14 protein-coding genes are annotated in these 12005 nt (G+C 38.5%); 1 reads left to right on the forward strand and 13 read right to left on the reverse strand.

The features are described 5' to 3' along the window. On the reverse strand, window positions 1–842 hold an 842-nt coding region (locus tag BLO53_RS18125; RefSeq protein WP_143003281.1), incomplete at its 3' end, for a nucleotide sugar dehydrogenase. A 152-nt stretch (window positions 843–994) separates the two neighbouring features. Then, complete coding sequence (locus BLO53_RS18130) at window positions 995–1891, reverse strand: DUF2971 domain-containing protein (RefSeq protein WP_092064921.1); 897 nt, start codon at window positions 1889–1891, stop codon at window positions 995–997. Window positions 1892–1989: 98 nt separating this feature from the next. Between BLO53_RS18130 and BLO53_RS18135 the strand changes: the two genes are divergently transcribed. Further along, a complete protein-coding gene (locus BLO53_RS18135) occupies window positions 1990–2352 on the forward strand; it encodes a DUF6551 family protein (protein ID WP_092064924.1) in 363 nt (120 codons plus the stop codon). A gap of 261 nt (window positions 2353–2613) precedes the next feature. Here BLO53_RS18135 and BLO53_RS18140 read toward each other — a convergent pair whose 3' ends face one another. From BLO53_RS18140 to BLO53_RS19370, 11 genes are all read right to left on the reverse strand, one after another. Beyond that, window positions 2614–3309 (reverse strand): Pycsar system effector family protein, encoded by a 696-nt coding sequence (locus BLO53_RS18140; protein ID WP_092064927.1) that lies wholly within the window; start codon window positions 3307–3309, stop codon window positions 2614–2616. After that, a complete protein-coding gene (locus BLO53_RS18145) occupies window positions 3275–3856 on the reverse strand; it encodes a hypothetical protein (RefSeq protein ID WP_092064930.1) in 582 nt (193 codons plus the stop codon). Before BLO53_RS18145 ends, BLO53_RS18140 begins: the two co-directional genes overlap by 35 nt. Continuing rightward, window positions 3849–5195 carry an adenylate/guanylate cyclase domain-containing protein gene (locus BLO53_RS18150; RefSeq protein WP_092064933.1) on the reverse strand — a complete coding sequence of 449 codons (1347 nt, stop codon included), beginning with the start codon at window positions 5193–5195 and terminating at the stop codon, window positions 3849–3851. Before BLO53_RS18150 ends, BLO53_RS18145 begins: the two co-directional genes overlap by 8 nt. A gap of 109 nt (window positions 5196–5304) precedes the next feature. After that, complete coding sequence (locus BLO53_RS18155; RefSeq protein ID WP_092064936.1) at window positions 5305–5547, reverse strand: hypothetical protein; 243 nt, start codon at window positions 5545–5547, stop codon at window positions 5305–5307. A 76-nt stretch (window positions 5548–5623) separates the two neighbouring features. After that, on the reverse strand, window positions 5624–5965 hold the full coding sequence (locus BLO53_RS18160; RefSeq protein ID WP_092064939.1) for a helix-turn-helix domain-containing protein: 342 nt from the start codon (window positions 5963–5965) through the stop codon (window positions 5624–5626). 171 nt (window positions 5966–6136) lie between these two features. Then, window positions 6137–6796, reverse strand: a complete 660-nt coding sequence (locus BLO53_RS19020) for an HNH endonuclease (protein ID WP_143003282.1) — start codon at window positions 6794–6796, stop codon at window positions 6137–6139. Continuing rightward, a complete protein-coding gene (locus BLO53_RS18170; RefSeq protein WP_092064942.1) occupies window positions 6796–8046 on the reverse strand; it encodes an AAA family ATPase in 1251 nt (416 codons plus the stop codon). Before BLO53_RS18170 ends, BLO53_RS19020 begins: the two co-directional genes overlap by 1 nt. Window positions 8047–8155: 109 nt before the next feature. After that, complete coding sequence (locus tag BLO53_RS18175) at window positions 8156–8929, reverse strand: AglZ/HisF2 family acetamidino modification protein (RefSeq protein ID WP_092064945.1); 774 nt, start codon at window positions 8927–8929, stop codon at window positions 8156–8158. 58 nt (window positions 8930–8987) lie between these two features. Next, a complete protein-coding gene (gene hisH / locus BLO53_RS18180) occupies window positions 8988–9599 on the reverse strand; it encodes an imidazole glycerol phosphate synthase subunit HisH (protein WP_092064948.1) in 612 nt (203 codons plus the stop codon). A 137-nt stretch (window positions 9600–9736) separates the two neighbouring features. Next, window positions 9737–11002, reverse strand: a complete 1266-nt coding sequence (locus tag BLO53_RS18185; protein ID WP_092064951.1) for an N-acetyl sugar amidotransferase — start codon at window positions 11000–11002, stop codon at window positions 9737–9739. Window positions 11003–11121: 119 nt separating this feature from the next. Continuing rightward, window positions 11122–12005 (reverse strand): N-acetyl sugar amidotransferase (locus BLO53_RS19370; RefSeq protein ID WP_092064954.1); only part of this gene is annotated, 884 nt, incomplete at its 5' end.

A 12005-nucleotide genomic window follows, 5' to 3' on the forward strand; every position in this document is an offset into this window, starting at 1 on the left:
CCAAGTTCCTCAGCCTTGTATGTGAGGTAATATGGGTCAACACCAATACAGTGTCCACCAACAAGACCTGGACGGAAGTTAAGGAAGTTCCACTTTGTACCTGCTGCCTCAAGGACGCTCTTTGTATCGATTCCCATCTTGTTGAAGATCATTGAAAGTTCGTTCATGAATGCGATGTTGATATCACGCTGTGAGTTCTCGATAACCTTGGCAGCCTCAGCAACCTTAATGGACTGAGCCTTGTATACGCCTGCAAGAGCTACGAGACTATATACGTTTGCAATTTCTTCAAGTGTTTCCTCATCCATACCTGAAACGATCTTGGTGATTGTATCAAGTCTATGAACCTTGTCACCTGGGTTGATACGCTCTGGTGAATATCCAACCTTGAAGTCTACGCCGCACTTAAGGCCTGACTCTTCTTCAAGGATAGGTACGCAGATATCCTCTGTTACTCCAGGATATACCGTTGACTCATATACTACGATTGAACCCTTTGTAAGGTACTTACCAAGTGTACGGCTGGCACCCTCAACAGGTGTAAGATCTGGTGTATGATCATCATTAACTGGTGTTGGAACCGCAACCACATGGAACTTACACTCGCGGAGCTTCTCTGGATCTGCAGTGAACTCAACTGTTGTCTCCTTGATAGCATCATTACCAACTTCTCTTGTTGGATCGATTCCGTTTTTATAAAGCTGAACCTTGGCAGCATTGAAATCATAGCCTACTACCTTGATCTTCTTGGCATATGCTACAGCGATTGGCATACCAACGTAGCCAAGTCCTACAAGTGAAAGTTTCTCCTCTCCTGAAAGGAGCTTCTCATATAAACTCATGGTATTTCCTCTTGATAATCTTTGTTAGGTGTATTCAACTGCCTTTTAAGGCAGTTGAACCGACGCTAAAGCGTCGGTTCAATTATAAACTGTTATTGTGGAAATGTCGAATTAGAATCAGAATAAGCTGCTTATTGTTTCACTCGCTAAAGTCAATATCTAATTGGTACCTTGGACCTTTCTACCTTAACTTTTAATTCTTTTTGATTAAAATACACTTTTAACCCTTTTTCAGATATATCGCTCTTGTTTATAGGGCCTATTACAACTCTTTTCAACCCAATATCTTTAGGAAGTTTCATTTTAACAAATGGAATGATTGAATTGTCTTTCGTTCTAAAACTTGTCTCAATTATCGGTGGGTTAATTATCCCCTCTGGTGGCCCGTATATAACAAATCTATACTCATGTTCCTGCTTAAAACACTCATATTTAAAGAACATGTTGTATAGAAAACAAACATTGGCTACATGTTTGATAAAAAAATCCACTTTAGAAGCATCACTCTTTTCGAGTTCATCCCAACTATGTGCAGTCCTTTCGTCGAAATCCTCTGAAAACATTTCATGCTCAATATAATCAGAAACAATCTTTATTTGCTCATCATGGCTATATACTACTTTTCCTTGAAATGTTATGCGGTCATCAAATGCTTTCATAAATTGTTTGGCATCAAATTCCATGCAATAACCCATGAAATTAGAATACTCCGACCACATAAGTATACTATCACAGTCCAAGCTACAAGAGAGGACGTAGCACCGGTCTTTAGGCAGTAATTTTTCACCTTGAAGAGTTCCAAGCTCTTTATCAAACGCCTTATAGATACTATTTCTGACGCCTCGATCCTTTATGTTTTTCTTCACAAGTTCTTTAAAAACTTTGCTAGCGACATGAAACTCTTTAGTATCATTAAGAAACTCTCTATCTGTTATCCAAAATTCACCGTCCACAATTCCTTTTAGTCCATCAACAGATGTATAGTGAAATAATGATCCGCTTTTGATAATAGGAATCGTCAAATCTTCTTGCTTCACAAATTTCTGCATAAGTCCCCCTTAATGGAATATATTTAGGCGTTTGCGAAACGCCTAATGAACTTAATTATAGGCGGTGGATATCCGCCAGATAATTTCGCGCTTGCGACATGTTTGCCAATCAGATGACCAATGTAAAGCCTCTTCAGGCTTATGAGGTCTTCAACGCAAGCTGTGAAGCAGGCAGTTCCAAAGAACTTATGATCAAAGGATTAGTCGAGTCCTATGATCTAATGATAACCTCCAAGACCATTCCAAGAGGAATCTGCGCAGTAGGCGCGCTCATCAGCATCTTTGACAGATACGGCTATGAAACACTCGACAGAGTACTCCATCTTATCGTCGTAACCTGGGAAGGTGAACAGAAATCATTTTCTGCAAATATGATGAATAGTGTTGCCAGGCTCATCTATGCCTACGGCGATGAGCTCAAGGACACGCCTTCAAAGAAAAGCTTGGAGAAATCTCCATAAAAGAAATCTGCAAAATCGCAAAAGAACGCCGCGCTGGATCTCTTGGCTATGCCGAAGCAATGCTAATTTTCTATAGTAAGCGCATGAAAAATGCTCCACATTGGAAAAAGCTATACGAAAATAAGAAAGGCAAATCTGCAGAGGTAATGCCAATCGCCCCTTCAGAAAATGATGGCTCTGACTCATCGGCAAATAATACCAGATTTACTTCTGATGATAACAGTGGCATTCATGCAGGATAACACCTTTAATCAACATTGTTTAAACTCCTATTGCATATAAAAAATATAGTAACGATGCAATCATCACTAAAACAATCGTAACGAAGGATGCAATTCCTCCCCATTTAAAACAATTCATCTTTTTTGAGCAGATGCCAGAATTATAATAAATCTCTTTCAGTATCTCTTCGTTAAACACATCTTCATTTGCTCTTTTCGCCGCTTCAACATAGTCCTCTGCTTTTTCAAAATCCTTTATTTCATCATAAAATATGCTGTACTTAGGTTTCTTCTTTTCTTTTTGTTTTCGTTTACACTTTATTGTTTTACCACTTGTCAATCGAGGTATGACAGACGCCACATAGAAGAATATTGATAGACAAAAGCACGCAGCAGCAATAATAAATACAGTGTAAAAAGCATAAAGCAAACTAGATCGTGCATTTTGACTTATTGCCATTTTTGAAAGCATATTTTCAGCAACAAACGTAACAACTGCCACTACAGCTGAAAGCATTGCAAATGCAATGTTAATCTTATTATCAGCATTTGCTATCCACATGTTCACTAGTTCAAAGACATACTTGTTTCTCTCTATTGTCTTCTCATCTACAGTAATTCTCACGTCATTTCTTATGACCTCAACCTGATTCTTTTCTTGCGCCATCTGAGTCTGCTTTTCAGCCTGGGCTCTTCTGTGCTTAGGTGCTTTTGTATTTTTTCCTGTTCTTGTCATACTCGCGAATCCCCTTATCGCCATGCGAATACCCTTCAACCACGATAGTATCGGTATTTCTGCACAGATAATTTTCATATGCTATCAGTAAATGCTCTGCTGTTCTGATGTTTTCCAATATAACATTCTTCAGGGATCTAAATGAATCTGGTACTCCTACGCAAAGCTCATATCCATGATTCTTATCTGAGCCTTTTGCCATATAGAAATGTCTATATGCTTCAGGAATCCTATTTATATCTATCCAAGGTCCACCATATACTTTGCAGCCTTTATCCTTGTAATCTGCAGGAATAGAAAGCCATAGCTCCTTCGAATAATCCCCTAAGAAATCCTCTTTAACAGCATGACATGCCGTTATCAACTGACTATTTGCCGCCACAACATATATTTTTGCTTCTTGCGGTTCCACAGTTGGCGGAATAGTTAAAAAGCAAAACGGGTACTCCTTTTTTACCTCGGCGAAATCTGCCTGTACACTCTCATAGTAATGCCTGTTCAATAACGAATGTCCTTTATCTATATACACTTGTCTTACATCATTCATGCCAAGCTCCATTGTAAGAGTGATTTCTTGTATCTCTTATGTTTCTAAGATTCTCAGACTCTCTTAAAAACTCTGTATATCCGACTGTAGCAACATACTCACCACCATCCCGCTTCTTAAAAAAGCTTACAAGTTCTGAGTTAATATCTTGCAATTCCTTAAACAATTCAGGCGAAATAGCTATTTCATTTTTTCCAGCCTTTTCATCCTCAAGTCTGTCTGAATTGATTACAGTTTCGCCTACAAGGATGTTGTCGCGTTCGCCTCTTGCTCCAATCCTTGCAGCATACATCTTTCCATAATCAGCACCTGCTCCCAAATGGATATCAAGCATCGTATCGCTAACTTTATCAATCATCCTCATTCCGGCAATAATTGCCTTTTCTATACATTTTTCATCCCCAAAATCATGGAACAGTGCCATCTCACGGTCACCCTGAAATTGTACATGAACACCTCCATGCACCATTGTCACGTTATACATTGCTTCAAGAATACTCTGGGTTTCTATAGCCATCTCTTCCAGATTGCTACCGTCAGCGTAGAATTTTGTTGTGAAGCCTCTGACATCTGCGAATAATGGAACACCAGTAACAGTCTTTCCTTTACCTTTTGAAAGAGCATCAAAAGACAGCAGTTTAGTTGCAACAGGGAATTGCATATCAGTCAGATTGACTTTGTTAGCATATTCAGTCACTGCTTCCATCTCTTCATCAATACGATAATTCTTAGAGAACAAGCTCATATGAGCACTATAGTATTCAGATTGCTCATATTTCTTAATGCTTGGACTTGTCCTCTTTTCAAATAAATCCTTTATATCATCGTCATACAACTTGTACAGATCTGACGATATACACAGATTAGAGGTTTCAGCTATTCCTTGAAGCTTTGCTGCAAAATTTGCCGGATAGCCGATTGTTGTTACTTCAGACAAAATATTTTCATGATCATTATCAGAATGATTGAACTCAAAAACGAAGAAGTCTCCAACATCTGCCCCCATCTGAAGCTTAAAATCTGTAAGTGTTTTGTATTTAGGAATGTCTCTGTTTATGCGTAATGAAACCTGATAAGCATATGATGTCAATGTCAGCAAAGCATCTATAGCATCAGCATTCTGACTTCTAAAATACATATGTAGCCTTGCACCAGTAATCTTCTCAACAACAAAGATGTCGTTAAACCTTGTAATTCCAAATTGTTCAACAGATCTAAACAAGGTATCCAAGGCATGTATAGCATGGTTCACAGAACCACATTGGTTTTCTTCTGTCATTACTACGTTATTAAAGTTCTTAACATTGATATAAAAGTGAATTCCTGATTCTTTATTCATACCCTCTCCTTTTAGCTAATCACCGCAATCAAAATGATTATCTGTGCTACATCTTAGTTGAATACTATCTGGCGTGTATCCCCATTACACGCTAGAGATACTAACCATATTATCTCTGCGATTCAGCTTCTCTTGCTATTCTTTCAAACTCTTTGGCTGCAGTATAAATCCTAGCCCGTTCTTCAGAGTCACCTATCTCCACAGCCTTATCTCTCAAAAGCTTAGCGTTGTATGCCAATTCTCTGTTGGTATCATATTCCGAGCCGTCAAATCCCTTTTTCCTTCGAATATACTCCAACTCAGATTGACTGTAATATCTTTGAAGTACTTTCCACGCTTCCGAAATATCCATGTTTGTCTCCTCTTCTAAGACTTCCCTTTATTATCTTTGTATATAAAAATATATTCCACTATACGGATTTTGTCAATCACTTCACACATGCCTCTATATATCCCATTAGCCTATCCCTCTGGCTCCGAGTCATCTCATTATACAATTCAATAATCTTTCCAACCTCTGAATCCCGATGGATTGCATACCATTCAAGGCTATTCGCCCTATTTCCCTCTCCTTTAACCCCAGAAAGGAGCCATTCTGGAGTAACACTCAAAACACTACATATAACCATTATCTTATCTGAAGCCGGATTAGTCCTTTTCTTTCTCCAGTCACTTATTGTACTCTGTGGAATGCCAGTTTTTTCAGAAAATTCTTTCTGTGTCATGCATTTCTCTTCCAATATTTGAAAAACTCTATCACTAACTGTCATGTACTTTAATCTCCCGAAAAAACAACTCTCCTATAATCAAATCTAAACTTCATACCTGAACATATGCTCTACCTATTAAAGCCTGGTGTGAACATCGTCAGCTTGCTGATCAGTTTAGCATTCTATAATTTTCAAAATACAAATGTAATAATTGTTGTATTAACAATCACACTAACTCACATATGTATTAAGTTCAGGATATTCATCAAGCCTTTTCCTAACATAGTTTCTTTTAAAAGCAGCAAAATCTGATTCTTTTCTAAGAATAGCTTTTAGTGTTCTTTGATTTCTCTTCGAACGTGGATTTGACTTATATTTTTGTAGCTCTTTGTACAGTATATTCATCGATTCCGAAAGGCCTTTAACGCGTTTTTCGGTAGCTACTAATTGAATACCTGAATTTGAATTATTGAATACTTCATATATAAGTTCTGCTGTCAAAGCACTCTTTTTATCATTCTTATCTAAAGCGCTAACTTTAATAATGCCCGCCTCAAAGTCAAAATCAAGTAATTTTTCTGGATCCTGTCTACAGCAATCTATAATACCAGAATCATATTTTTTTGCTTTCTTTACTCCATTGCAATGTTTGCATACAAAGAATAGATTGTTCCAATCAAACATTCTATCATGATATTTTCCATTTTCATGAGGAATCAAATGCTCAACTTCAGGATCTTGCAATCCCTTCAATTCACATATGTAGCATTTATCATTAAAATCATCTCTTAATCGGGTGACAACATCAGGTTTATTATAGCTTCCATTTGCCTTTTTCGCTTCTAGTTCCAATGAAGGCGGGGCTGGAAAACTGCGACAAATTTTAACCATTACAAATCCTCCCTGTTTTCGAACTCAGTTTTCAGCCTAATATATTCTGTAGTTATACCCAACTCAAGATAATCTGGTATTTCATCCAAATAAAATTCAAGTTTAGTAATTTCATCCATCTCTTCATCAGAAAGCTTCTGCTTGGAAACCAATTCCTTATAACGTTCAAATTTGTTTCTCAGTTCTCTTGACAAATTGTCAGCATTAAAATATCCTGTCACAATTCCATCATAAGACAAATTTGTTAAACCATCTCTAACCAGCGTCTGATTCTCCAAGTCATATAGCGTAGCATCTTCTGCACCGCTGATAATAAAAGGAGAATGAGTGGTTATTATAAATTGAACATTTGGGAAAAATGTAGTTAACAAATAAAAAATATTTTTCTGTAATTCAATGTGTAGATGAGTCTCTATCTCATCTATAAGAACAATTCCTGGCATATCAAAATCAAAACTACCATTAGTATGGTTTTCCATACGAACCATCATATCAACAACAATATCTAAGATTGCTGCATATCCATCAGATAATTCCTGAAAGCTAAACTCTTCTCTCCCATGTTGCTTTATAGAAAACTTAAAAGAATCCTCATCAAATCTCAACTCCGTGGTATCATCTTGAAATATCTTCTTCAATACATTTTCAAAATTATCAAACCACTGTCCTATTTTATCTGCCTTTTCTGTTTTCCCAGAATTTTTTAATAGCGCTTCAGTCACTTTTAAGTCAAGAATATATTTTATAAACTCGCTTCTAGGAGATTCCTTAATTGAATAGTTATTCTTAAGCACAATCTTTTCAACATGCTTGGGGGAGGGCACATCAAATTTTCTATTTGCTTCATAAAAAGCTACTATAAAATCTCCCTCAATGAAATGTGTTTTAACTCCTGTCTCTGAGACACTAAAATCCAATTCAATCCCACAAGTTGCATTGACATACTGTTTAAAAAAACGCTGAAGATATTCATCATTTTTAGCTATTTCATTCTCAGAAGCATTATTTTTTTCTAAACTCTTTTTATTGTTCTCTAATACTTCAATATTATGCTTTAGCTCTTCAAAATCTCCTTCAGTCGTAAGATAGTTAAGCTGAGCAGATATAGCTCTGAGCAAACTAGTCTTTCCGCTACCATTTTTACCAGTAATTATAAGATTAGCCTTTCTATCTTGAGAAATTGGTATTCTAACATCACGTAAATGTCTTAATTTTTCTATTTTTATATTTTTTAAGTAAATGTCATACATAACTAATCTCCTTGTGGCAAAAGACACCGTCTGATATAAAATCTACTACTTGTTTCTTATCATGTTATTATTCTATCATTTTTGAAATGCATTGGCTAAATAAAGAGCATTAAAGCTTATCATATATTCCCTTTCCCACCAGTTCCTCTTCCCTAGGAGCCGTAATCAGCACCGCCCTAAGTCTTCCATAGAACACAAACATGCTACCACCTGCTGCCGCATGAGCATGGCCTTCAATGAGAACTTTTTTGAGGTCTTGGATTCCGCCAGCACCGCCAATGGCTGTAACTGGGATATCTACAGTATCAGCTATTTCTTTTACTAGGTCTATATCGTAGCCCTGCATCATACCATCGTTGTCCATGGAGTTGATGATGATTTCACCTGCACCAAGTTCAAGAGCTTTTCTTGCAAGATTCGCTGGAGTCATGCCTGTTTTTCTAGTTCCGTCTTCTACAAAAGCTTCGTAGCCTGTAGATGTCTTCTTGGCGTCGATAGATGCAACTACGCTTTGACTACCGACGAGTTCTGCTGCCTGCCTTATCAGATCTGGGTTGTCTATGAGGGCTGTATTTAATACTACCTTCTCATAGCCAATCGCAAGGAGCTTTCTGATCTGGTCAATGTTAGTGATTCCTCCACCATAGCTAAGTGGCATGAAGGCTTCGCTGGCGATGTCTGCAAGGAGTTCAAAGTCTGGTTCTTTATGATTCTTAGTAGCGCCTATATCTAGGATTGAGAGTTCGTCTACACCTTTGATATTGAAGATTTTCACAGCGTTAACGGGGTCTCCAAGGTAAGTTCTTTCGCCGAATTGTTTAGTTTTTATTAGGTCTCTGTCATCTATGAGGAGGACAGGGATGATTCTTGGTCTGTTGTACATATCTTTCTCTTATCACAAGTTGTCATCATTGACTGGATTTAATTTATGTCAGTGTCATCTACATTTTTACAAAATTCTCTAGTAGCTGCATTCCAAAGCTGTGGCTCTTTTCAGGGTGGAACTGAACGCCCATTACATTTTCTTTTACCACAGCGGCAGCAAATTCATAGCCATAATCACAAGTCATAAGTACGTTATCAGGTGACTTGCATACAGCATGATAGGAGTGCACGAAGTAGTAACGCTGTCTCTTGCCAAAGAGGCCATAGGTTAGAGGGATGTCTTTTTGTATATCTACAATGTCCCAGCCCATGTGTGGAACCTTAAGGTTTTGATCCTGCACCTTAAAGCGCTTGCTCTCAAATGGAATGAGGCCAAGTCCTTGTAGTGTTCCTTCTTCACTCTTTTCACCTAGAAGCTGCATTCCAAGACATATCCCTAAGATTGGCTTCTTGGCTATTAGTGCTGTGTCTTTTATGTACTGTGATAGGCCTGTCTCATTAAGCCTACTCATGCCTGCATCAAAAGCTCCAACACCGGGGAGGATTAATTTATCGCAGTGATCAAGTTCTGCTGTATCAGAGGATATTATTGCTTTCTCTCCGATTATCTTGAGCATGTTCTTAATAGAACCCAGGTTACCTAGGCCATAATCAATTATTCCTATCATTGTGTGTTCCAATTCTTGTTGTGTTATATATTGTTCTCTTTCTATATTGATATGAATTTTTCTGCGTCACATCACGTTACTATTTAATTTATGCCAGTGTCGTTAGTATACTTGCAATAGTTTGTCATTTTCTTAGCTTAAACTCTAAGATTTCTGCGCTCCATTCCAAGGAGTTTATTTACAGCAACTCCCAGTCTTATCATCCACATGGAATTCTTGTAATCTGCTGGAGTCTTTTTAGGGCCTTCTATTATGGCCTCGAATTCTTCTGTGGATACTCCGAGCTTTTTGGCGATGTACTCTTTATCCTGCATCATGAGGTCAGTATCATATGGCGGCTGCTCCAGGCGCTTGATTGCCTCTTCCCTGGTAATTGTGCCTGCAAGGATTTCATTGGATAGTACGTTCTTGCGGGTATCAAATCCAAATTTGTGAGGAAGGTAATAGCCTTCAAAGAATCTGGTAAAAACATTCTCGTAGTGCTTGTTTTCATATTTATTCCAGCCATATTTTTCATGAAGGAACTTCTCTGCTTCTGATTTATTGTAGATAACGTAATCCAGAGGGTACACTCTGTGCATCTTTTTGAAGTATCTGTAGTAGATCTTGTACTTGAGCATACCGCAGGTTGGATAGGTTTTGAGTTCTCTTTTGCCAAATTTCTTGTGAATGTCCATGGCCATGGTAAGGTCATTCATGTAGATCCACTCTACTGGCGGGCGGATGAATTCTGTGGCATTATTGGAGCCTGTGAGAACGTAGTGAATCTTATGCTTAACTGCGTAGTTATAGAGTGCGGAAAAGATTGCGTGATCCTGAGGAAAGTCCTGTGATGAAATGCCAGATTTGAAAAAAGAAAGCTGAAGGTCAGCCATTTCTTTCCAGTTGATAACTTCCGTATACATATCAAGGTCAAGGCCTTTTACTATCTTCTCAATGTTATCTACTGCAACGTTTAGGTTCCAGCCTGTATCTACCACGAAGGCCAGAGGCCTTAGGCCCATGACTTCCTTGGCTATATACGCAAGGTAAGAACTGTCGGCTCCACCAGATAAACCCAATATGCAGTCGTATTCGCTGTTCTTACCAGCCTTCTTTATGGTCTCTGCAAGCTGCATGAGTTCATCCATACGATTTTCCTTGGGTTTCCAGTATGGAGCTATGTTCTTGTCAAAGTTGCGACAGTGGTCGCATACTCCGTTTTCATCAAAGGTTATCTTGGAATCGGTTGTGTCCATGACGCAACGTGTGCAGCGCTGGTAGGGGCGAATGTGTGGTGCAGTTTTGTTGGCTTCTCCATTCGACACTGTATTAGGTACTGTATTAGACTCTGTGTCTGAGACATAATTGCCTACTATATGGTTGGTTTTATTATCTGTTGCTTCGTTTATTGTATTGTTCATATTTGTGTATGGCGCATTATTTATAATGCTTGTGCTCTATTTGCTTATGAATTGGCCTGCTGGCTTCTGTTTCGCTTCTATTATGTCCCTAGTTAATTTATCCTTGTTTGGAAATATCTTTACTTCCTGATTCGCTTTTCTATTCCCAAAAGCTCATATAGTCTGATGCCTGCATTATAGATGTGTTGCTGGCTTCTGAACTTTGTCTGGCATCTTGGAAGATCATAGAAAGCTTGGAGCTGTTCTTCTGATATTTCCAGTCTCTTAGCCACCTCTGAGAATAGCTCTTTTGCCTCAGTTTCTGTAATTGGAGGCTGTTCGAGGATTCTAAGGGCTTCATCTCTTGTCATCTGGCCTGTTACAACAAGGCTTGAAAGCTGCGCTCTACGAATATCATGACCAAATTTGTTAGGAGACCAGTAACCTTCCAGGAACTTGGTTATAAGGTCTTCGAAGTGCTTCTGTCCATAAGGCTGATAGTCGTATTCTGAGGCGAGCGTGTCTATCATCTGCTGCCTTGTTATCGGTACCAGGTTAAGAGGCTTAAGTGTCTTAACTCCAAGAATATACGGAATCCAGAATTTATGCTTGAAACCGTTTGTGAAGGTGTAATGCTTTATAGGAATATCGCAATATTTGCGGATAACGTCCTTCATAAAGGTACCATCGCCTGTTGGGCCTGAGCCTTCAGCCCAGGACTCTGGATCAGCTATAATCTCTGTGGCAATGTTATAGCCATTTAAGATATACTTGACACCTAGTTCTCTTGAGTATCTGTCTATAAGAGCAATAAAGGCGTGATCCTGCGGAGCATCCAACATTTCAAGGCCTGTTCTGAACCAGGCGAGCTGCATCTGTCTCATCTCTTCCCAGTCCATTTTCTCAGTATGAAGTTCTACGCCCAGCTTTTTGGTTAATTTCTCTATGTTTGCCTCTGCAACAGGAAGATTCCAACCTGCATCTATATGGAAAACAAAAGGTCTAAGCCCCCACTCTTTTACTG

Origin of the sequence: Butyrivibrio sp. INlla14 (genome assembly GCF_900102515.1) — a bacterium.
In the GTDB taxonomy this organism is placed as follows: Bacteria; Bacillota; Clostridia; order Lachnospirales; family Lachnospiraceae; genus Butyrivibrio.

What these genes read in the sequence shown, in the direction of transcription:
- BLO53_RS18130 (WP_092064921.1), bottom strand. Translation starts at nt 1,891, where the DNA reads ATGCAGAAATTTGTGAAGCAAGAAGATTTGACGATTCCTATTATCAAA.
- BLO53_RS18135 (WP_092064924.1), top strand. Translation starts at nt 1,990, where the DNA reads ATGTTTGCCAATCAGATGACCAATGTAAAGCCTCTTCAGGCTTATGAG.
- BLO53_RS18140 (WP_092064927.1), bottom strand. Translation starts at nt 3,309, where the DNA reads ATGACAAGAACAGGAAAAAATACAAAAGCACCTAAGCACAGAAGAGCC.
- BLO53_RS18145 (WP_092064930.1), bottom strand. Translation starts at nt 3,856, where the DNA reads ATGAATGATGTAAGACAAGTGTATATAGATAAAGGACATTCGTTATTG.
- BLO53_RS18150 (WP_092064933.1), bottom strand. Translation starts at nt 5,195, where the DNA reads ATGAATAAAGAATCAGGAATTCACTTTTATATCAATGTTAAGAACTTT.
- BLO53_RS18155 (WP_092064936.1), bottom strand. Translation starts at nt 5,547, where the DNA reads ATGGATATTTCGGAAGCGTGGAAAGTACTTCAAAGATATTACAGTCAA.
- BLO53_RS18160 (WP_092064939.1), bottom strand. Translation starts at nt 5,965, where the DNA reads ATGACAGTTAGTGATAGAGTTTTTCAAATATTGGAAGAGAAATGCATG.
- BLO53_RS19020 (WP_143003282.1), bottom strand. Translation starts at nt 6,796, where the DNA reads ATGGTTAAAATTTGTCGCAGTTTTCCAGCCCCGCCTTCATTGGAACTA.
- BLO53_RS18170 (WP_092064942.1), bottom strand. Translation starts at nt 8,046, where the DNA reads ATGTATGACATTTACTTAAAAAATATAAAAATAGAAAAATTAAGACAT.
- BLO53_RS18175 (WP_092064945.1), bottom strand. Translation starts at nt 8,929, where the DNA reads ATGTACAACAGACCAAGAATCATCCCTGTCCTCCTCATAGATGACAGA.
- hisH (WP_092064948.1), bottom strand. Translation starts at nt 9,599, where the DNA reads ATGATAGGAATAATTGATTATGGCCTAGGTAACCTGGGTTCTATTAAG.
- BLO53_RS18185 (WP_092064951.1), bottom strand. Translation starts at nt 11,002, where the DNA reads ATGAACAATACAATAAACGAAGCAACAGATAATAAAACCAACCATATA.